This window comes from Nonomuraea rosea (genome assembly GCF_039539705.1).
Taxonomy (GTDB): domain Bacteria; phylum Actinomycetota; class Actinomycetes; order Streptosporangiales; family Streptosporangiaceae; genus Nonomuraea; species Nonomuraea rosea.
In genome coordinates, this window is sequence record NZ_BAABDQ010000042.1 from 99,153 (window position 1) to 118,982 (window position 19,830).

The 19,830-nt window shown below is 71.2% G+C and carries 17 protein-coding genes; 5 read left to right on the plus strand and 12 right to left on the minus strand.

The window, feature by feature from the left end:
* The first annotated feature begins 3 nt into the window (after positions 1 to 3).
* Genes ABEA43_RS54360 through ABEA43_RS54370 form a run of 3 tightly spaced genes read left to right on the plus strand, consistent with a single transcriptional unit; the run spans position 4 to position 2,312 of the window.
* Entirely contained in the window at positions 4 to 666 is a 663-nt protein-coding gene (locus ABEA43_RS54360) for an AzlC family ABC transporter permease (protein WP_345574825.1), read from the plus strand.
* Positions 663 to 974: an AzlD domain-containing protein gene (locus ABEA43_RS54365; protein WP_345574827.1), complete on the plus strand. Its 312-nt coding sequence runs from the start codon at positions 663 to 665 to the stop codon at positions 972 to 974. Before ABEA43_RS54360 ends, ABEA43_RS54365 begins: the two co-directional genes overlap by 4 nt.
* A gap of 9 nt (positions 975 to 983) precedes the next feature.
* Positions 984 to 2,312 carry a serine/threonine-protein kinase gene (locus ABEA43_RS54370; protein ID WP_345574829.1) on the plus strand — a complete coding sequence of 443 codons (1,329 nt, stop codon included), beginning with the start codon at positions 984 to 986 and terminating at the stop codon, positions 2,310 to 2,312.
* Positions 2,313 to 2,336: 24 nt separating this feature from the next.
* Here the strand turns inward: ABEA43_RS54370 and ABEA43_RS54375 are convergent, their stop codons facing one another.
* The 3 genes from ABEA43_RS54375 to ABEA43_RS54385 are packed head-to-tail and all read right to left on the minus strand — an operon-like array spanning position 2,337 to position 4,205.
* Positions 2,337 to 3,266, minus strand: coding sequence for an RluA family pseudouridine synthase (locus ABEA43_RS54375; protein ID WP_345574831.1), 930 nt, complete (start codon positions 3,264 to 3,266; stop codon positions 2,337 to 2,339).
* Positions 3,259 to 3,780 carry a signal peptidase II gene (gene lspA / locus ABEA43_RS54380; protein ID WP_345574833.1) on the minus strand — a complete coding sequence of 174 codons (522 nt, stop codon included), beginning with the start codon at positions 3,778 to 3,780 and terminating at the stop codon, positions 3,259 to 3,261. The genes ABEA43_RS54375 and lspA overlap by 8 nt, the downstream gene beginning before the upstream one ends.
* A 35-nt stretch (positions 3,781 to 3,815) precedes the next feature.
* Complete coding sequence (locus ABEA43_RS54385) at positions 3,816 to 4,205, minus strand: TraR/DksA family transcriptional regulator (RefSeq protein ID WP_345574835.1); 390 nt, start codon at positions 4,203 to 4,205, stop codon at positions 3,816 to 3,818.
* A gap of 477 nt (positions 4,206 to 4,682) precedes the next feature.
* Here ABEA43_RS54385 and ileS point away from each other — a divergent pair, with 477 nt between their 5' ends.
* Both ileS and ABEA43_RS54395 read left to right on the plus strand, forming a co-directional pair.
* Positions 4,683 to 7,823 carry an isoleucine--tRNA ligase gene (gene ileS, locus ABEA43_RS54390; RefSeq protein WP_345574837.1) on the plus strand — a complete coding sequence of 1,047 codons (3,141 nt, stop codon included), beginning with the start codon at positions 4,683 to 4,685 and terminating at the stop codon, positions 7,821 to 7,823.
* A 116-nt stretch (positions 7,824 to 7,939) separates the two neighbouring features.
* Complete coding sequence (locus ABEA43_RS54395; RefSeq protein WP_345574839.1) at positions 7,940 to 9,196, plus strand: SMI1/KNR4 family protein; 1,257 nt, start codon at positions 7,940 to 7,942, stop codon at positions 9,194 to 9,196.
* 216 nt (positions 9,197 to 9,412) lie between these two features.
* On the opposite strand, the gene ABEA43_RS54400 is transcribed toward ABEA43_RS54395, so the two are convergent.
* The 9 genes from ABEA43_RS54400 to murG form a co-directional block, all read right to left on the minus strand.
* A complete protein-coding gene (locus ABEA43_RS54400) occupies positions 9,413 to 9,955 on the minus strand; it encodes a hypothetical protein (RefSeq protein ID WP_345574841.1) in 543 nt (180 codons plus the stop codon).
* A gap of 1,886 nt (positions 9,956 to 11,841) precedes the next feature.
* Entirely contained in the window at positions 11,842 to 12,732 is an 891-nt protein-coding gene (locus ABEA43_RS54405) for a DivIVA domain-containing protein (protein ID WP_345574843.1), read from the minus strand.
* A 107-nt stretch (positions 12,733 to 12,839) separates the two neighbouring features.
* Positions 12,840 to 13,127, minus strand: a complete 288-nt coding sequence (locus ABEA43_RS54410) for a YggT family protein (RefSeq protein WP_138667303.1) — start codon at positions 13,125 to 13,127, stop codon at positions 12,840 to 12,842.
* Between the two features lie 80 nt (positions 13,128 to 13,207).
* Positions 13,208 to 13,708: a cell division protein SepF gene (locus tag ABEA43_RS54415; protein ID WP_345574850.1), complete on the minus strand. Its 501-nt coding sequence runs from the start codon at positions 13,706 to 13,708 to the stop codon at positions 13,208 to 13,210.
* Between the two features lie 138 nt (positions 13,709 to 13,846).
* Positions 13,847 to 14,539 (minus strand): YggS family pyridoxal phosphate-dependent enzyme, encoded by a 693-nt coding sequence (locus ABEA43_RS54420; RefSeq protein ID WP_345574852.1) that lies wholly within the window; start codon positions 14,537 to 14,539, stop codon positions 13,847 to 13,849.
* A 207-nt stretch (positions 14,540 to 14,746) separates the two neighbouring features.
* Positions 14,747 to 16,219 (minus strand): cell division protein FtsZ, encoded by a 1,473-nt coding sequence (gene ftsZ / locus ABEA43_RS54425; protein WP_345574854.1) that lies wholly within the window; start codon positions 16,217 to 16,219, stop codon positions 14,747 to 14,749.
* Positions 16,220 to 16,569: 350 nt separating this feature from the next.
* Positions 16,570 to 17,238, minus strand: coding sequence for a cell division protein FtsQ/DivIB (locus ABEA43_RS54430; protein WP_345574856.1), 669 nt, complete (start codon positions 17,236 to 17,238; stop codon positions 16,570 to 16,572).
* A gap of 118 nt (positions 17,239 to 17,356) precedes the next feature.
* On the minus strand, positions 17,357 to 18,754 hold the full coding sequence (gene murC, locus ABEA43_RS54435) for a UDP-N-acetylmuramate--L-alanine ligase (protein ID WP_345574858.1): 1,398 nt from the start codon (positions 18,752 to 18,754) through the stop codon (positions 17,357 to 17,359).
* On the minus strand, positions 18,751 to 19,827 hold the full coding sequence (gene murG, locus ABEA43_RS54440; RefSeq protein WP_345574860.1) for an undecaprenyldiphospho-muramoylpentapeptide beta-N-acetylglucosaminyltransferase: 1,077 nt from the start codon (positions 19,825 to 19,827) through the stop codon (positions 18,751 to 18,753). The genes murC and murG overlap by 4 nt, the downstream gene beginning before the upstream one ends.
* Positions 19,828 to 19,830 lie beyond the last annotated feature (3 nt).

The window sequence follows — 19,830 nt, forward strand, 5'->3', positions numbered from 1 at the left end:
GCCATGGAACCGACAACACACCGTTCCGCCGCCATACGGGACGGTCTCGGCGTGGGCCTGGCCGTGGGGCTGTCCGGGCTCGCCTTCGGCGCCGCGGCGATCACGGCGGGGCTCAGCGTGCCACAGGCGTGCGTGCTGAGCTTGCTGACGTTCACCGGCGCCTCGCAGTTCGCCCTGACCGGAGCGGTGGGCGCGGGCGGCGACCTGGTGGCCGCCACCCTCGGCGCGCTGCTGCTCGGCGGCCGCAACACCCTCTACGGCCTGCGGCTGGCCGACCTGCTGCGCGTGCGGGGGCCGCGCAGGCTGCTGGCCGCGCACGGCGTGATCGACGAGACCGCGGCCGTCACGCTCGCCCAGCCCACCCCGGAGGCCGCGCGTACGGGGTTCGTGACCACCTTCGCCAGCCTCTACCTCACCTGGAACCTCACCACCCTGGCAGGCGCGTACGGCACCTCGTTCCTGGGCGACCCCGGCGTCCTGGGACTGGACGTGGTGGGCCCGGTCGCGTTCCTGGCCATCCTGTGGCCCCGGCTGACCGCGAGCGGCGAGCTGCGCCGGCTGGCCGCGGGCGCGGCGGCGATCGCGCTGTGCGCCACCCCGTTCTTCCCGCCCGGTGTGCCGGTGCTGCTGTCGGCCGTCGCGGTCCTGGTGGTGATGGTGCGATGACGCTGTGGTGGGCGATCGCCGCCGTCTGCGCGGGCTGCTACGCGCTCAAGCTGGCCGGCCTGGCCGCGCCGCAGCGGGTGCTGGACCATCCGGGGGTGCGCAGGTTCGCGGAGCTGGTGCCGGTGGCGCTGCTCGGTGCGCTGATCGCGGTGCAGATGTTCACGCAGGAGGGCGGGCTGAGCGTCGACCCCGCCCGTACGGCCGGCCTCGGATCCGCAATCGTGGCACTCCTGCTCCGTGCCCCTTTTCTGGTCGTTCTGGCCACGGCGGCCGTCGTCACCGCGACTGTCCGGATGCTTATGGGGTAGTCGCCGGGCATGTCCGATTCAGCACAGATGGTCGGCGGGCGCTATCGGCTGCTCCGGACGATCGGCCAAGGCGGTATGGGCACAGTGTGGCAGGCGCACGACGAGGTGCTCGGCAGGGACGTGGCTGTCAAGGAGGTACTGCCGCCGCCCGATCTGACGGGGTCCGAGCGCGAGGAGTTCGCCGTCCGCACGTTCAGGGAGGCCAGAGCGGCCGGCCGGGTGGCCCATCCCGGCGTGGCGGCCGTGTACGACGTGCTGGAGGAGCACGGGCACCCGTGGATCGTCATGCAGCTCGTGCACTCCAGGACCTTGGGCGAGATCATCCGCGACGAGGGCCCGATGCCGCCCGCCGACGCCGCCGCCATCGGGTTACAGATCCTGGAGGCGCTGCGCGCGGCGCACGCGGCCGGCGTGCTGCACAGAGACGTCAAACCGGACAACGTGCTGCTCACCGAGGACGGCAGGGCGGTGCTCACCGACTTCGGCATCGCCACCACCGAGGACGAGGCGCCCCTGACCAGGACCGGCATCCTGATCGGCACCCCCGCGTTCATGGCGCCCGAGCGGGCCGCCGGGGGCCAGGCGCGGCCCGCGTCCGACCTGTGGTCGCTGGGCGTCACCCTCTATCTGGCGGTCGAGGGCCACTCGCCCTTCCACCGGGATCACGCCCTGGCCACGCTGGGCGCGGTCATGCACGCCGAGCCGGAGCCGCTGGCCCGCGCGGGCGTGCTCGGCCCGGTGCTGCTCGGGCTGCTGCGCAAGAACCCGGCCGAGCGCATGACGCTGGAGGAGGCCGAGCGGCGCCTGGCCGTGATCATCACGGGCGGCCCGCCCGACCAGACGGGGCCGGTCACCGCGTCGGCGGGCCTGGGAGCGGGAGTCCTGGGAGCGGGAGCGACGGGCTTGGGAGCGCGGGCGGCGCGGCGGCGCCGTCGCGGGCTGCCGCTGGCCGGGATCGCCGCGGGGGCGCTCGTCGTGGCCGTCGTCACGGGCGGCGCGGCCTGGTGGTCCAGCCGTCCGAGCACCGGCGGCGAGACGACCAGGATCACGCCGTCCGTCGTGACCACGCTCGGCCGCACCACCGGAACGCCCGCGCCGTCCGTGTCGGAATCCACGTCCGCGCCGGCGGTGACGGCCGGGACGTCCGCCCCTCCGGCCTCGCAGAGCACTCCGCCCCCGACCCGGGAGCAGCCGAGGACGCCGGCGACGGGGAAGCGTCCCACGCAGAGCCCGACGCCCACGAAGTCCAAGGAGAAGAAGCCGGAGTCCCCGTCGGAGAGCCCGGGCTCGCTCGACGGGGCGGACAGGGCCGAGCAGGAGGACGAGGAGCCGGAGTGACGGCCCCGGAGTGACGGACTCGGCTCAGGACTCGGCGGCCACGATGTCCAGCGCCTTCTGCAGGTCCTGCGGATAGTCGGTGCTGAACGACATCCACTCTCCGGTCGAAGGGTGCTCGAACCCGAGCGCGACCGCGTGCAGCCACTGCCTCGTGAGCCCGAGCCGGGCCGAGAGGGTGGGGTCGGCGCCGTAGAACAGGTCTCCGACGCAGGGGTGGCGCAGGGCCGACATGTGCACCCTGATCTGGTGCGTCCGGCCGGTCTCCAGCTTGATGTCCAGCAGCGACGCCGCCCTGAACGCCTCGATCGTGTCGTAGTGGGTGACGGACGGCTTGCCGCCCGCGACCACCGCGAACCTGCCGTCGCCCGACGGGTGCCGGTCGATGGGCGCGTCCACGGTGCCCCTGAACGGGTCGGGATGTCCCTGGACGAGCGCGTGGTAGCGCTTGTCGACCGTGCGTTCTTTGAAGGCCCGCTTGAGCCACGAGTAGGCGTGCTCGCTCTTGGCCACGGCCATCGCGCCCGTGGTGTTGGCGTCGAGCCGGTGCACGATGCCCTGGCGCTCGGCCGCGCCGCTGGTGGCGATCGTGTGCCCGGCCCCGAGCAGGCCGCCGATCACGGTCGGGCCCGTCCAGCCGACGGTCGGGTGGGCGGCCACCCCGATCGGCTTGTTGACCACGATGATGTCGTCGTCCTCGTACACGATCGTCATTCCCGGCACCGGCTCGGCGACCGGCATCGGGGTGGTGATCGGGGGCGGCAGCGTCACGTCGAGCCACGCGCCCGCGTGCAGCCGGTCGGACTTGGCCGGCTGTTTGCCGTCCACCAGCACCTCGCCAGAGCCGATCAGCTCAGCCGCGCGGGTGCGGGAGAAGCCGAACAGCCTCGACAGGGCGGCGTCGAGGCGCTCGCCCTCCAGCCCGTCGGGCACGGGCATGCTCCGCTGCTCAGTCATCGTTCCCGACCTCCTTGGCACTCTCGCTGGAGCCGTCGATCTGGACGTTTCGCCAGGCCAGGATGACCGCCAGGATGCCGCCGCAGACGATCGCGGAGTCGGCGATGTTGAACACGGGGAAATAGTCGATGATCGGGAAATGTCCCGGAAGGACCTCGATGAAGTCGACCACGTGCCCCTGGAACTGCGTCGGCCTGCCGATGCCCGACGGGTAGCGCAGCAGCCGGTCGGTGAGGTTGCCGAGCGCCCCGCCGAGCAGCAGGCCGAGCGTGATCGCCCAGGACCTGCTGCCCAGCTTCCGCGCGGTGCGCACGATGGCCGCCACGACGCCCGCCGCGATGAGCGTGAAGATGAACGTCATCCCGGTGCCGATGCTGAACGCGGCCCCGGAATTGAAGATCACCCGGAACTGCAGCACATCCTGGATGACGACCAGCGGCGCCTCGCCCTCAAGCGTGCGCAGCACCACCGTCTTGGTGATGAGGTCGGCCGTGTAGATGACGGCCGCCAGCACGATGAGGACGGCGAAGAGGCGGCCCCGGGATCTGCCTACCGGCGCTCCTCCTTCTGCTTGCAGGCCACGCACAGCGTCGCCCTCGGGAACGCCTGAAGGCGCTCCTTGCCGATCGGCTTGTGGCACGATTCGCACACTCCATAGGTCCCTGCGTCGATCCTGGCGATCGCACGTTCGTTCTGCGCGACCAGATCGCGCGCATTCAGGGTAAGGGCGATCTCGCGTTCGCGCTCGTACGTCTTGGCCCCGGCGTCCGCCTGGTCGTCGCCGGCTCCCTGGGTGACGTCTCCAGAGGCGATCTCCGACTCGTGGCGGCGGATGTCCGCGTTGAGCTCGTCGATCTCGGTCTGGAGCATGCCGCGTACCTCGGCCAGCTCCTCTTCCGACCACATGGCCGGTGTAGCGGTCTGCGTGACTGCCGCCATGGCTGCCTCCATTGCTGATCAAGGCCGTGAATGGTGCGGGCAGCTTAGGATCCACATAACGGAACGGCAAACGACCCGCCGGACGGTTTACCTCTCCCGTACTATCCCGCCCCGCGCATTCAACTCCTCCTCAGGCGTGTCCATTCCCACAACTTTGTCGGCTTTACGTCTTCTCTACCGCCGGCGTGGCCGGAGAAGTGGAACGCGTGTGCGTCTCCAGGCGAACCCGGAAGCCTTCGCCTCCACTCTGCGTTATGGTTTGAGACTGCAAGGCGTTGATGGGGCCCGACTGTGAGGGATATCACCCCGGAGCCGCCGGAAGAACGGCTCTTTCGAGCTCACTAGACCCGGCAGCGGATCGAATGAAGAGGGTCTCGCCCAGCGCGAGGTCAAGAAGGGTGGTACCGCGGGGCCGCGAGGCTTCGTCCCTTCACGCTAGCCCTGCCGGCCGTATCAAGCGTGGAGGTCCCGCCCGAAATGTCTTCTTTCCGCTCTCTTCCCGCGCAGGTCGACCTGCCCGCGCTCGAGCGTGAGGTCCTCGACCGCTGGCGGGACGGGAAGATCTTCGAGCGTTCCGTCGAGCAGAACGCCGGCAATCCCTCCTGGGTCTTCTACGAGGGCCCGCCCACGGCCAACGGCCTGCCCGGCGTGCACCACGTCGAGGCGCGGGTGTTCAAGGACCTCTTCCCCCGCTACAAGTCCATGCGCGGATTCAGCGTCCCGCGTAAGGCCGGCTGGGACTGCCACGGCCTGCCGGTCGAGGTGGGGGTCGAGAAAGAGCTGGGCCTGTCCGGCAAGAAGGACATCGAGACGTACGGCATCGCCGAGTTCAACGCCAAGTGCCGCGAGTCGGTGCTGCGGCACGTGGACGCGTTCGAGCAGATGACCGAGCGCATGGGCTACTGGATCGACCTGTCGCAGGCCTACCGGACCATGGACCCGTCCTACATCGAGTCGGTGTGGTGGTCGCTGAAGGTCGTGTTCGACAAGGGGCTGCTGTTCCGCGACTTCCGCATCACCCCCTACTGCCCGCGCTGCGGCACCGGCCTGTCCGACCACGAGCTGGGCCAGCCCGGCGGCTACGAGAACGTCTCCAGCCCGACGGTCTACGTCCGCATGCCGGTGACGTCGGGGCCGCTGGCCGAGCTGGGCGCGGCGCTGCTGATCTGGACGACGACGCCGTGGACGCTCGTCTCCAACACGGCGGTGGCCGTGCACCCCGACGTGACCTACGTCGCGGCCCGCACCGCCGACGGCGAGGTCCTGGTCGTGGCCGAGCCCCTGCTCCCGGTGCTCGGCGAGGGCGCGACCGAGGTCGCCCGCTACACCGGCCGCGAGCTGGAGCACACCACCTACTCCCGCCCGTTCGACCTGGTCGACATCCCCGGCGCCCACTACGTCGTGCTCGGCGACTACGTCACCATCGAGGACGGCACCGGCCTGGTCCACCAGGCCCCGGCCTTCGGCGCGGAAGATCTGGCCGTGATCAAGCGGTACGAGATGCCGATCGTCAACCCGATCGGCCCCGACGGCCGCTTCCTCGACGACGTGCCCATGGTCGGCGGGCGGTTCTTCAAGGACGCCGACGAGGAGCTGACCGAGGACCTGCGCGCCCGCGGGCTGCTGTTCCGCGGCGGCCACTTCGAGCACAGCTACCCCCACTGCTGGCGCTGCCACACCCCGCTGCTCTACTACGCGCTCCCGTCCTGGTACATCCGCACCACCTCGGTCAAGGACCAGATGCTGGCGGAGAACTCCACGACCAACTGGTTCCCCGACACGATCAAGTGGGGCCGGTTCGGCGAGTGGCTGCGCAACAACGTCGACTGGTCGCTGTCGCGCTCGCGCTACTGGGGCACGCCGCTGCCGCTGTGGGTGTGCTCCGAGGACGAGTCCCACGTCACGTGCGTCGGCTCGATGGCGGAGCTGAGCGAGCTGGCGGGCCAGGACGTCTCCGCCCTCGACCCGCACCGCCCCTACGTCGACGACGTGACCTTCGGCTGCCGGTCCTGCGGCGCGGAGTCCCGCCGCGTGCCCGACGTCATCGACGCCTGGTACGACTCCGGCTCCATGCCCTTCGCCCAGTGGGGTGAGCGCGGCAAGCCCGACGGCCTCTACCCGGCGCAGTTCATCTGCGAGGCCACCGACCAGACGCGCGGCTGGTTCTACTCGCTGATGGCGGTCGGCACCCTCGTCTTCGGCCAGTCCTCCTACGAGAACGTGCTCTGCCTCGGCCTCATCCTGGCCGAGGACGGCCGCAAGATGAGCAAGCACCTGGGCAACATCCTCGAGCCGATCCCGCTGATGGACCAGCACGGGGCCGACGCGCTGCGCTGGTTCATGGCCTGCGCGGGCTCGCCCTGGTCGGCTCGCAGGGTGGGGCACAACACGCTGGAGGAGATCGTCCGCAAGGTCCTGCTGACGCTCTGGAACACCTCCTCGTTCTTCACCCTCTACGCCAACGCCGAGTCCTGGACCCCGGCCAGGCTGGCCGAGGCCACGCCGGCGGCCGAGCGCCCGCTGCTCGACCGCTGGGTGCTGGCCGAGCTGCACAGGACGGTGGCTGAGGTCACGGCGTCCCTCGACGTCTACGACACGCAGCGCGCCGGACGCCGCCTGGCCGACTTCCTCGACGACCTGTCCAACTGGTACGTCCGCCGCTCGCGCCGCCGCTTCTGGCAGGGCTCCGCGGACGCGTTCGCGACCCTGTACGAGTGCCTGGAGACGGTGACGCGGCTGATGTCGCCGATCACGCCGTTCCTCACCGACTACCTCTGGGACGTCCTGCGCTCGCCCGAGGCGCCCTCCTCCGTGCACCTGGCCTCCTGGCCCGAGGTGCGCGAAGACCTGCTCGACCCGGCGCTGTCCGACCAGATGGCGCTGGTGCGCCGCCTGGTGGAGCTGGGCCGCTCGGCGCGCGCCTCGTCGGGCGTCAAGACCCGCCAGCCGCTGGGCCGCGCGCTGGTGGGCGCCCACGGCTGGCCGACGCTCCCCGCGGAGCTCAGGGGCCTGGTGGCGGACGAGCTGAACGTCCAGGCCCTTGAGGACATGTCGGGCTTCAGCGCCGATCTCGTCTCCTACACCGTCAAGCCCAACTTCCGGGCCCTGGGCAAGCGCTTCGGCTCCCAGACCAAGCTCGTGGCCGCCGCGGTGAGCGCCGCCGACCCCACGCGCGTCGCCCGCGCCCTCCGCTCGGGCGCGACGGTCATGGTCGAGGCGGACGAGCTGGGCGAGATCATGCTCGGCCCCGACGATGTGATCGTCAACGAGCAGCCCCGCGCGGGCTGGGCCGTGGAGACGGGCGCGATCGGCACGGGCACGGGCGAGACGGTGGCCCTGGACCTGGAGCTCACCGACGCCCTGCGCCGCGCGGGCCTGCTGCGCGAGGTCGTCCGCCTGGTCCAGGAGGCCCGCAAGTCGACCGGCCTGTCGATCACGGACCGCATCGACCTGTGGTGGGCCACGACGTCCCCGGACCTCGCGCAGGCGCTGCGGTCCGAGGGCGGGGTCGTGGCGGAGGAGGTCCTGGCGACGACGGTCACCGAGGGCACGGTGGCGGACCTGCCGTCCCACACGGACGAGGACCTCGCCCTGACCTTCCAGCTCCGCCGCGCCTGACACCGGAACGACCGCCCAGGTCCCACAGCTCCTGGGCGGTCACCCCGCACTGCCGCCGTACGGTTTCCAGCGCACGGGGTCGGTATCGTCGGGGGCCGATGCTAGATTGCGGCGGCATGGCGACGTCCTCCCAGCAGAAACCACCGATCCTGCACGTGATCGACGAGGAGTTCGCACCACCGGATCGGGGCGACGAGCAGGAAGGCCCGGAGTCCGCGGTTCCTGCCGGTGATCCGGACGAGGCGGTGCGGCTCTTCCACCACTACCGACGGCTGATGGCGCGGATCCTCGGCTACGAGGAGGAGCTCCCCGGGCCCGCGAGCGAGGAGGACCTCGCCGCGGTGGAGGAGCGGCTCGGCGTCGCGCTGCCTTTAGATCTCCGCGCGCTCTACGGCATCGCCGACGGTGACGGTGACCTCGTCAACCCGCTGTTCGACCGGCAGGAGTGGCTCCCTCTCTCCGAGATCGGCGAGCAGGATGATGAGTGGCTCGGCATCGCGCAGGAATGGCAGTACGAACCCTGGCGCCAGACCGTGTTCGATGCCCAGCCCCCGAATACCGTCCGGAGGTCGCCGCTGCGTACGGGCTGGATCCGGTTCGCGTTCGACACGGGCGGCAACTGGCTCGCGGTGGACATGGATCCAGGGCCGGACGGCCGTCCCGGACAGGTCATCAAGGTCGGGGTCGACTACACGCAGGGGCCGGCGTACATCGCCGACTCGGTGACCACATTCCTGCGCCGCCTGGTGGAAGCGCTGGAACGCGGTGACTACGTCCAGCACGACAAGAGCATGTGGATCGAGGCGGACCTGCCGGAGCTGTCCGAGCGCACCACGTACTACGACGGCCCGCCCTCCCGCGAGCGGGCCGGACAGGCCGGTCCTGGCGTGCAGGACGTCCGGGTGACCGAGGTGGAGGATTGCACGTTCCTCGACGCGGTGCCCGAAGTGCGCTCGCTGGCGCTGTCGAGCACGGGCTCGCCCGACCTGACCCCGCTCGGCGGCCGGCCGCTGGAGTATCTGGCGCTCGATGTGGAGTCGGCCGACCTGGCGCCGCTGGCCCGGAACCGGGAGCTGCGCTCGCTGTCGATCACTTGCGCGCGTCCCGTCGAGCTGGCTCCGCTCCGTACGGTGCCCAGCCTGTGGGCCCTCGACATCGCGGCGGCACCCGTCGCCGACCTCGCCACGGTGACCGAGCTGAAGGGATTGCGGTACCTGGAGGTGACCCAGGACCAATGGCGGGAGCTGTCGGAACTCGGCGGCCTGCCGCCGCTGGCCGTCGCCGGTGTCCACCCCCACCGCCCCGAACGCGACTGGCCGGTCGGTACTGCCTGGGTCACCACCTACGACGAGCCGCCTGCGCCAACAACCTGACCCGGTCCCTTGGGCGGTGCCCGAGGGACCCGCCCAAGGCCGCCCGTCTCACGGTCGCGGCGGCAAACCGGGCAACCGCCGTAGGCGATCAGCGCTCTTCCGGCCGTCTCCCGGTCACGCCGACAGACCCCGGCAACCACCGTAGACGATCAGCGCTCTCCCGGCCGTCGCCCGGTCACGCCGACAGACCGGGCAACCACCGTAGACGACGAAGTCTCAGCTGACCGTCTCGCGGTCGTGCTGGCAGACCGAGCAGCTCGTCAGCCCGGCCGCTTCCGCCGCCGCGAGCGTCATCGTCTCCACGCCCGTCTCGCCGGCGCCCCTGATCAACGGGCACGCCGTGCTGTGGTAGCGACGGGTGCCGACGATGACCTTCACGGTGCCGGGACGCTCACCCTTGGCGCCCGCTCCACCGCTCTGGGGGCCGGTGGACTCCGCACCGCTCTTGGAGCCGGACGACTCAGCCTTGGCACCTGTGGCCTGCGGCTTCGCCGGCGTACCGGAAGCCTGCGGTCTGGGCGCGGCCGGGGAGGGCCCGGACTTACCCGACGCAGACGATGATCCGACCGGCCCGTTCTTCGGTCCTTCCGGCCGGGAGGAGCCCGCGGCGGGAGCACCGGCCCGTGCCGCGTCCGCTGCGGAGGCCCCGCCCTTGGCGCCCGTGCCCGGCCCGGCAGGCCGGGCATCCGGCGTGGGGCCGGATGGCCTGGCCCCGGCGCCCGGGCCTCCGGGCTTGGTGCCCTGGCCCGCAGCGCCCATCGTGCTGGACGGTGTTCTCGTCTTCTCCGGATCCCCGCTCGCGGAAGGGCGCTCCGGCCCTGTCTTCCCCGAGGCCCCCGGCTTCGCACCGGACCCCGTGGCGATCGGCCGTTCCCCTGAACCAGAGCCCGAGCCCGAACCCGTACTCGGGGCGGCACCGGGCCTCGACCCCGGTCCGGCACCCGTACCAGAGCCCGGCCTCGCCGCCGGCCCCGAGGAGGGCCTGGCGGGCGTAGCGGAACCGGCCCCTGTGGGCAGCGGCCCCTTGGGCTTGGCCTCCGACTCGGCCGAGGACGCGGGCCGCTCCGGCAGCACCGTGTTCTCTCCCGAGGCAGCGCCCTTGGCGGCGCCTCCGGAAGACCCTCCAGGAGCCCCAGAAGGACGCTCGGACGGCCCGGAAGCCGCAGACCGGGCCTGGGCCTGGGTGGCGGCCTGTGCGACGGACGGAGGCACGCGCAGCTGCGGCGCCGTTTCGGACCCGGAGGACTCGTCCGCACCGGAGTCTCTGGCGGACGACGAAGGCTTGGCCACGGACTGACCCGGCTTGCCCGGCGACCGCGGTGGCTTGTCGCCGGCCTGCTCGGGAGAAGCGGCGGCCTGCTCGGCCGAAGCGGCGACCCGCGCGGACGTCCCGGCGGTCTGCGCGGACGTCCCGGCCGCGGCGGAAGGCCGCCCAGCCGACGGCGCCGGCCTGCTCGCCGTCCCCTGACCGCGCCCCTCACCGGACCCTTCGCCAGGCCTTGCGCTACGCCCCTCACCGGACCCTTCGCCGCGCCTGTCGCCAGGCCCTGCGTTGCGTCTCTCGCTGGGTCCTTCGCCACGTCCCGCGCCCTGGCCCGGCGAGGCCTGGCCACCGGTCGGCCTGCCCGGCGATGCCTGGGCGGACGAACCGGAAGACGGGGGCGCGCCCGAAGGCCGGCCCGGCTGAGCGCCAGACGGCTTGCCGGGCGACGGCCCGGAAGAGGGCTGTGTGCCCGCAGGCTCGGACCTGGATCCGGAGGTGGACCCGGGTGTGGCCGGTCGGAAGATGGAAGTCTGTGTCTCCCCCTGCTCGTCGGCATCCGGCTCGGAAGCGGCGGCGGAGGAGGGAGAAGAAGTCGTGGACGTGCCGGGCGAGCGGCCGAACCACCCGGTGGCGCCTTCCTCGTGGGAGGCAGCGGACTCCGGGCTGGGGGTGGAAGCCTTGGTATCGGGCTTCGGCGGGGCGACCGGCGGCCGTAGGTCGCGGGTCTCCGCGGAGTTTTCCCGGCTCTGCGCCGCAAGGGCGGCGCCGGGTGCGACGACGGGCTCGGGGCCGGCGGCAGGCGGCAACTGCCGTCCGCCGAGCGCTGCGTCCGGCAGACACGTCGTGCAGGGCGTGAAGCCCTCCTCGCGTGCCTCCTCGTAGGTGAGCTCCTCATGATCCCGGCCACTCAGCTGCCGGCAACCGGGGACGTGATAACGCTTGCGTCCCGGGATCACCAGCACGATCGCATCCGGCGAGATGCCACCCGCCGCGGGGCGGCGCTGGGCGGCGGCGGGAACCGTCGCCGTCCGCTGAGGCGTCTGCGGATGCGTCGGGGGCTGGGGATGCGGTTGCGGACCCGTGGGGCCGGCATGGGGACCGGTCTGGGTGTACGGCAACCCGGGCGGCATGAGCCCCTTCGGCGGGGTGGCCGGCGCAGCGGCCTGTCCACCACCTGGAAACAACTCGTTGCGCCGCAGGAACGCCCCGATCACCAGGAACAGCGCGGACAGCACGCTGACCACGATGGACCACATGATCAGGAACGGCTTCGCCAGCACGAAGCCCGCGATCAGCAGAACCACTGCCGCGAGCACCAAACCAGCACTGATAAGGATCACAGGGGGCTCTTTCGAGTGACAGGTCCTAGTGACCCGTTACTTTACCGGCGGTCGTTGTGCGGACCGTCACCGCCGGGGAAGACACCCTGCGGAGGCTCGCCACCGAACGGGTTGGGACCACCCGGAAGAGGCGGCTGACCACCCTGAGGCATGGCGTGCGACATGGCGGGAGCCTGACCCTGCTGGCCACCACCCGACATGACCGGGAACCCACCGCTGCCCTCGGCGGAGACGTTGAGCTCGGCGAGCTGGTTCTCCAGGTAGAGCTTGAGCCGGCTGCGGTATTCGCGCTCGAAGCTGCGCAGCTCCTCGACCTTGCGCTCGAGCTCGTCGCGGGTCTGCACCAGCGAGCCCATCGCCTGACGGTGGCGCTCCTGCGCGTCGCGCTCGAGCGTCTCCGCGCGGGCACGGGCGTCGCCGATGACCTGCTCGGCCTGGCGGCGGGCCTTGGTGAGGATCTCGTCGGCCTCGCGGCGGGCGCGGGTGACCGTCTCGTCCGCCTCACGGCGGGCGTCGGAGATCGCCTGGTCGGCGGTCTGCTGGGCAAGCGCGAGCACGCGAGCCGCCGTGTCCATGTTGTCCTCGGCGGGCGGCATGCTCATGGCCACGGGGACCGGCTGCTGCTGCATGGGGGGCGGCTCGGGGGCCCGCATGGGCTCCGGCTGCTGCTGCTGGGGCGGCGGCCCCATCATCTCCGGCTTGGGCTGCTCCTGCACCGGCGCGGAGGCCATGGGCATGCTCATGCCGCCCGGCACCTTCCCGCGCAGGCACTCGGCCAGCTTGGCGCGGAGCTCCTCGTTCTCTTGGATCAGGCGGTCAAGCTCAGCCTCCACCTCGTCAAGGAAGGCGTCGACCTCTTCCTCGTCGTAGCCCGGTCGCAGCCGGGTGGTACTGAATTGCTTGTTCCGCACATCGGCGGGCGTCAGCGGCATTTTTTGGTCTCCTTGGCGCGCTTGGAGTCTGTCCGGAGGGACGGTAACCCGAAGTCACTTCAGCGCGGACACGAGTTGGATCACGACCGGCGCGACACCGGCCCGGCTCATCGCAGCGATCCCGCGATCTGAATCAAGATCAGAACCACGATGAACAGGACAGTGAAGCTTAGGTCAAAGGCCACCGTACCCAACCGGAGCGGGGGAATGAAACGGCGGAGGAACTTGAGTGGTGGGTCGGTTGCGGTGTATGTGGCTTCCGCCAGCACCAGGACGACGCCGGACGGTCGCCACTGGCGGGCGAACGCCTGCACCGTCTCAAAGATCATCCTGCCGATGAGCAGCACCAAATAGAGAGACAGGACAACGACCAAGATCTGACTGACGATCCCCACGGCCCGGCCGCGCCTCCACTTCCGATGTGCCCTACCGGTCTCGGCGAGACCTGGTTGGGTGCGATAGACATACAGAGACTCTAACTCTGGTTGAAGAACCCGCGTTCCGCGATTCGGGCCTTGTCCTCGGCGGTCACCTCGACATTGGCAGGGGACAACAGGAACACCTTGTTGGTAACACGTTCAATGCTGCCATGTAGGCCAAAGACCAGACCTGCCGCGAAATCGACCAGCCGTTTCGCGTCACTGTCAACCATCTCGGTCAGGTTCATGATGACCGGGGTCCCGTCGCGGAAGTGCTCACCGATGGTACGCGCCTCGTTGTACGTGCGGGGGTGGAGGGTGGTGATGCGCGCCAGATCGGTCGTGCGGCGCTCCAGGATCGTCGTGGCGGGCCTGGGCGCGGGGACTCCTGGGTCAGCCTCGTCGTCGCGCTCCTGGACCGCTACAGCGCGTTCCTCGCCGGTCCGCTGCACCTCGTCGTCGTAGGCGTACTCGTCGGTGTAGGTCTCGTACCTCTCGTAGCGGTCGTCCTCCACGAGCCCGAGGTAGACCGCCATCTTGCGCATCGCGCCGGCCATCGCTACGTCGTCCTCCTGCTCATGGTCGCACTCGCTCGAGTCCGTCGCCGGGTCCGAGGCGGCAGGCGTACCCCCCTGGAGCTCACCGCTGATCGACCTCTACTTGGTCATGGGCCTGAAGACCCACTTGACGGGACATTACCTGACGAAGGGCTTGCGACGACCGAGCAACGCCGTACCGATCCGCACGTGTGTCGCGCCGTACGCGACGGCCTCCGCGAGGTCCTCGCTCATGCCCGCCGAGATCATCGTGGCGCGCGGATGCTGCTCCTGCAGGCGCAGCGCCAGATCGCGCAGCCGGGCGAAGGCCTTGGCCGGCTCCTCGCCCAGCGGCGCCACCGCCATGACGCCGCCCAGCCACAGCCCGTCGGCCAGCGCCACCTCGTCGGCCAGTTCGAGCAGGTCGCCGGGGCGCGCGCCGCCCCTGGCGGGGTCGTCGTCGAGCGCCACCTGCAGCAGGCAGCCGACGCTGCGGCCCTGCCGCACCGCCTCCTTGCTGACGGCCTCCACCAGCCTGAGGCGGTCGATGGAGTGGATCACGTCGGCGTAGGCGACGACGGAACGCACCTTGTTCGTCTGGAGCTGCCCGACGAAGTGCCAGGTCAGCGGGAGAGCCGCCAGCTCGTGAGCCTTGGGCGCGGCCTCCTGGTCGCGGTTCTCGCCGACGTCGCGCACGCCCAGCCCGGCCAGGATCCGCACGTCCTCCGCCGGCCGCGTCTTGGTGACGGCGATCAGCGTGACCTCGCCACGGTCGCGCCCGACGGCGCGGCAGGCCGCCGCGATGCGCGCGTCGACCTCGGCGAGCCCCGCCGCGATCTCGTCACTTCTCACGTCACTCTCCCTCTCACCGCCGGCCGTCTCACTACCGGCATCCTCGCGCCCGTCCGTACGGCTCGCGCACGTCCTCTGCACAGCAGGCCACCCTTTCCTGTCCGGTGGGACCGGGCTTGTCGGCGGAAGATCCGGTACGGCAGGCAGCCTCGCGCACATGACGGCGCCGCTCCCGTATCCCTGCGGGGAGCGGCGTCAGGCGGGCGGCTACTTGAGGAAGTCGGGAACGTCGAGTTCCTCTTCCTGCTCCTCGAAGATCACCCGAGGACGTTTGACGGGCTCCGACATGCGGGAGGTGATGGGCGTGGGCGGGTTGGCGGGCTCGGGCGTGGGCCGCGGGATCGAGACGGGGCCGGACGGCTCGTCGGCGACGGCGTCGTCGATGCGCTCGACCGACTGCACCGGCTCCACCGGACGCACCGGCTCGGGCCGGGGCTCGGGCCTGAACTCCGCGCGAGGCTCGGGCCTGGGCTCAGGACGGAACTCCGTGCGGGGCTCGGGCCTGGGCTCCGGGCGAGGCTCGGGCCGGAAGTCGGCACGCTGCTCGGACCTGAAGTCTCCCCTGGCCTCGGGACGCAGCTCAGCTCGCGGCTCAGGGCGCACCATGGGCGGCTCGGACTTCACACTGGGCGACGCGATGCTGGGCCGCACAGGCGAGGACACGGGCGGCGCGGGCGGCGGGGCCGCGGCGGGACGGCTGGCCGGGCGCGGCAGCGGCTTCTCCACGGGCGGCGGCACGTCGTCGAAGCCCGCCGCGATCACGGTCACGCGCACCTCGTCGCCGAGCGCGTCGTCGATGACCGTGCCGAAGATGATGTTGGCGTCGAGCGCGGCCGCCATGGACACGAGCTGCGCCGCCTCGTTGATCTCGAACAGCCCCAGGTCGGAGCCGCCCGCGATCGACAGGAGCACACCGTGGGCGCCGTCGATGCTGGCCTCCAGCAGCGGGCTGGAGACCGCCATCTCCGCCGCGGCCACCGAGCGGTCGTCGCCGCGGGCGTGGCCGATGCCCATGAGCGCGGATCCCGCGCCCGACATGACCGACTTGACGTCGGCGAAGTCGAGGTTGATCAGACCGGGGGTGGTGATCAGGTCGGTGATGCCCTGGACACCCGACAGCAGCACCTGGTCGGCCGCCTTGAACGCGTCGAGCACGCTCACCTGGCGGTCGGAGATGGACAGCAGCCGGTCGTTGGGGATCACGATCAGCGTGTCGACCTCGTCGCGCAGCGTCTCGATGCCGGCTTCGGCCTGCGAGGCCCTGCGCCGTCCCTCAAAGCTGAACGGCCTGGTCACGACACCGATCGTGAGCGCGCCGAGCGATCGGGCGATGTTGGCCACGACGGGTGCGCCGCCCGTGCCCGTGCCGCCGCCCTCGCCCGCCGTGACGAAGACCATGTCGGCCCCCTTGAGGACCTCCTCGATCTCCTCGCGATGGTCCTCGGCCGCCTTGCGGCCGACATCCGGGTTGGCGCCCGCGCCCAGTCCGCGCGTGAGCTCACGGCCCACGTCGAGTTTCACATCGGCGTCACTCATCAGCAGCGCCTGGGCGTCGGTGTTTATCGCGATGAACTCGACGCCCTTGAGTCCCTCCTCGATCATCCGGTTGACGGCGTTCACTCCGCCGCCGCCGATGCCGACGACCTTGATGACCGCGAGGTAGTTCTGCGGTGCTGCCACGACGAGGGGCCTTTCCGCTCGTTGACTTGCAATTCGGTGCGGATCGTCTCCGCTTTTTCTCAGTTCGGGTAACTCTCAACCTCAGGTTGAGATTTAGATTTATGTCAACCTGAGGATTGATACGGACAGTAGGAGTTACGCTCCAGGCGGGTCAACTAACCGCGCCGCAAGCGCGTCCGGCGTGTCGCGGGCTGTCCGTTTCGCTCCGCAGTCGCGCCTGGTCGGGGCCCTCCTCGGCCGAACATCCGGCTTACAGGCTCTCACGGCGCGCCGCCCGCCTCGCACAGGCTCGGCGATGCGCCTGCCCCCGATTCGCCGGACCCTGACGCGACCATCGGCATGGATCGCGGTCATTTCAGGGTCACCACGTCCGGGGAGCTCACGTCATACAGGGTGACTCCTCTTTCGCGCTGGAGCAGCGAGGCGAGGATGCGGGCCTTCTCCTCCGGGCGGTCGGTGCCGCCCCACAGGACGGTGCGGCCGTCGGACAGCTCCAGGGTCACGCCCTCGGCCGTGCCGGCCCGCACCTGTCTGAGCTTGCCCGCCACCGAGGCGGGCACGGCCTGGATGACCTTGAGCGCCGCCATCATGGCGGGGTCGCCCGCGGCGGGCTTGTCCACCTTCAGCAGCGGCAGCATGGGCGGCGCCGCGGACTTGAGCTCGATCACCACGCCCTGCCCGTCGACGATCGCCACCTTGTCGCCCGCGGGGACCGCGGCGACCGGCTCGCGCTCGACCACTTCGATCTTGAGCGTGCCCGGCCAGACCCGGTCGACCTTGGCGGTGGCGAGCTGCCTGATGCCCAGGACGCGGGTCTCGACGTCGGCGAGGTTCACGGTGGCGAGGGGGTGGAGATCGGCCACCCCGGCCTGCTGCTTGATCCGATCGCTCGGCACTGTGAGATTTCCCACGATCTCGATCGATCGCACGCCGAGCACGGGCGAGAAGAACACCAGCCACGCCGCCGTGCCCACGACTCCCGCCGTGAGCAGCACCAGGAACGCCGTCCGCGCCTTCATCGCCCTCCCCTGCATGTCGGCACCGAACCTACGCCGCCGCACCGCGTAACACCGCTCGCCACGCCCAAGCGATCATCCGGATCGAGCAAGGAAGCGGAACAGGGACCAGGCCTTTCGCTCAGGACAGGCGCGCCACGATCTGGGGACCGAGCTCGGTGACGTCGCCCGCGCCCATCGTGAGCACGATGTCGCCGGGCCGCGCCCGCGCCGCCACCAGGTCAGGCACCGCCGCCCGGTCGGGCGCGTACGCCACCCGCTCGGCGGCCAGCGGCACCCGCCCGGCCACCAGCGCGCCGGACACGCCGGGCTCCGGATCCTCGCGGGCGCCGTAGACGTCGAGCACGATCGCCTCGTCGGCCAGCCCCAGCGCCGCGCCGAACTCGTCGGCGAAGAAGCGCGTGCGCGAGTAGAGGTGCGGCTGGAAGACCGCGATGACCCGGCCGGTGCCGGAGTAGGAGGCGACGACGTCGCGGGCGGCCCGCAGGTCGGCGGCCAGCTCGGTCGGATGGTGGGCGTAGCTGTCGAACACCGCGATGCCGCCGGCCTCGCCCTTGGCCTCGAAGCGCCGCTTGGCCCCCGTGAAGGCCCCCAGGCCCTGCCTGATCTCCTCGAACGGCAGCCCCAGCTCGTCGGCCACGGCGATCGCCGCCGCGGCGTTGAGCGCGTTGTGCGCCCCGGGGACGGCCAGCCGCACGTCGCCCTTGCCCTCGATGCTGAACACCGTGCCGAACCCGTCGGGCATGACCCCGTTCACGCGGTAGTCGGCGCCTTCGAGGCCGTAGGTCTTGACCCGCAGCCCGCGCTCGCGCGCGGTGCGCGCCAGCGCGGCCGAGCCCGGGTCGTCGGCGCAGACGATGAGCAGCGAGCCGACCCTGTCGGCGAACCTGGCGAAGCTGTCGTGCACCGCCCGCGGGTCGCCGTAGTTGTCGAGGTGGTCGGCCTCCACGTTGGTGACCACGGCGATGTCGGGCGCGAGCATCAGGAAGGAGCCGTCGCTCTCGTCCGCCTCGGCCACGAACACCCGGCCGTGGCCGTCGTCGGCGCCGAGCCCGGTGGTGACGAGCTGGCCGCCCACGCAGTAGGACGGGTCGGCGCCGCTCTTCTGCAGCGCCACGGTCAGCATCGAGGTGGTCGTGGTCTTGCCGTGGGTGCCGGCGATGGCCACCGCGGTGCGCCCGGCCATGACGGAGGCCAGCGCGGCGGCCCGCGGGATGATCCGCACGCCCTGCTTGAGCGCCTCCCCCAGCTCCGGGTTGGAGTCGCGGATGGCGGTCGAGACGACCACGGTGTCGACGTCCCTGATGTGCGAGGCGGCGTGGCCGATGTGCACGGTCGCGCCCAGCTCGCGCAGCTCGGTGACCAGCTCGGAGCTGCGGGCGTCGCTGCCGGACACCCGGACGCCGCGCTTGAGCAGGATGCGCGCGATGCCGGACATGCCCGCGCCACCGATGCCGATGAAGTGCACCCGCCCCAGATCTTCTACGGCGACGGGATCGACCAGCTTGACGAGACTCATCGGGCTATCTCCAACACTTTCCTGGCAAGCATGATATCGGCGTCCTTCCGCCCCAGTCTGGCGGCGGCCTCCGACATGACGGCGACCCTTTCGGGGTCGCGGAGGATGGGCAGCACGTTCTGAATGATCCAATCAGGTGACAGGTCGGCGTCGTCCACCAGGAGGCCGCCGCCGCCGCGCGCGATGCGCTCGGCGTTGATGCGCTGCTCGCCGTTGCCGTGCGGCAGCGGCACGTAGGCGCCGGGCAGCCCGACCGCGGTCAGCTCCGCGCACGTCAGCGCGCCGCTGCGGCACAGCGCCAGGTCGGCCGCCGCGTAGGCGAGGTCCATCCGGTCGACGTAGGGCAGCAGGACGTATTGGGGGTCGCCGGGCGGCGGCTCGCGGTCAACGGTGTTCTTCGGGCCGACCACGTGCAGCACCTGCACCCCGGCCCGGCGCAGGACGGGCGCCGCGGCGAGCGCGGCCTGGTTGATCGACCTGGCCCCCTGCGAGCCGCCGAACACCAGCAGCGTCGGCCGGTCGTTCTCCAGCCCGAACCAGGAGCGCGCCTTGTCGCCCGTGGACAGCCGGTCGAGCGTGACGATGTCGCGGCGCAGCGGGGTGCCGATGTACTCGGCCTTGGGCAGCGCGGAGTCGGGGAAGCCGGAGAAGACGTGCTCGGTCAGCCTGGCGCCCAGCCGGTTGGCCAGCCCGGGACGGGGGTTGGCCTCGTGCACGACGATCGGCACCCCGCGTCTCTTGGCCGCCAGGTAGGCCGGGGTGGCGACGTAGCCGCCGAAGCCCACGAGGATGTCGGCCCCCACCCGGTCGAGGATGGCGGCCGTGGCGTTGATGGCTCCCGCCAGCCTGCCCGGCACGGTGAGCAGGCTCGGAGTGATCGCCCTTGGCAACGGCACGGCCGGCACCAGCTCCAGCTCGTAGCCCCTGGCAGGCACGAGCCGCGACTCCAGGCCGCGCTCCGTGCCGACGCAGGTGATGCCGACGCTCTGGTCAAGATGACGCAGTGCGTCCGCAAGGGCGAGCGCGGGCTCGATGTGCCCGGCCGTCCCCCCACCGGCGAGGACCACCCTCATCTC

Bases quoted from the DNA above. Each gene is read 5' to 3' on its own strand.
- ABEA43_RS54375 (WP_345574831.1), bottom strand. From the start codon at position 3,266: ATGACTGAGCAGCGGAGCATGCCCGTGCCCGACGGGCTGGAGGGCGAG.
- ABEA43_RS54395 (WP_345574839.1), top strand. From the start codon at position 7,940: ATGGCGACGTCCTCCCAGCAGAAACCACCGATCCTGCACGTGATCGAC.
- ileS (WP_345574837.1), top strand. From the start codon at position 4,683: ATGTCTTCTTTCCGCTCTCTTCCCGCGCAGGTCGACCTGCCCGCGCTC.
- ABEA43_RS54430 (WP_345574856.1), bottom strand. From the start codon at position 17,238: ATGAAGGCGCGGACGGCGTTCCTGGTGCTGCTCACGGCGGGAGTCGTG.
- ABEA43_RS54405 (WP_345574843.1), bottom strand. From the start codon at position 12,732: ATGCCGCTGACGCCCGCCGATGTGCGGAACAAGCAATTCAGTACCACC.
- ABEA43_RS54415 (WP_345574850.1), bottom strand. From the start codon at position 13,708: ATGGCCGGCGCGATGCGCAAGATGGCGGTCTACCTCGGGCTCGTGGAG.
- ABEA43_RS54365 (WP_345574827.1), top strand. From the start codon at position 663: ATGACGCTGTGGTGGGCGATCGCCGCCGTCTGCGCGGGCTGCTACGCG.
- ABEA43_RS54360 (WP_345574825.1), top strand. From the start codon at position 4: ATGGAACCGACAACACACCGTTCCGCCGCCATACGGGACGGTCTCGGC.
- murC (WP_345574858.1), bottom strand. From the start codon at position 18,754: ATGAGTCTCGTCAAGCTGGTCGATCCCGTCGCCGTAGAAGATCTGGGG.
- ABEA43_RS54385 (WP_345574835.1), bottom strand. From the start codon at position 4,205: ATGGCGGCAGTCACGCAGACCGCTACACCGGCCATGTGGTCGGAAGAG.
- ABEA43_RS54400 (WP_345574841.1), bottom strand. From the start codon at position 9,955: ATGGGCGCTGCGGGCCAGGGCACCAAGCCCGGAGGCCCGGGCGCCGGG.
- ABEA43_RS54370 (WP_345574829.1), top strand. From the start codon at position 984: ATGTCCGATTCAGCACAGATGGTCGGCGGGCGCTATCGGCTGCTCCGG.
- murG (WP_345574860.1), bottom strand. From the start codon at position 19,827: ATGAGGGTGGTCCTCGCCGGTGGGGGGACGGCCGGGCACATCGAGCCC.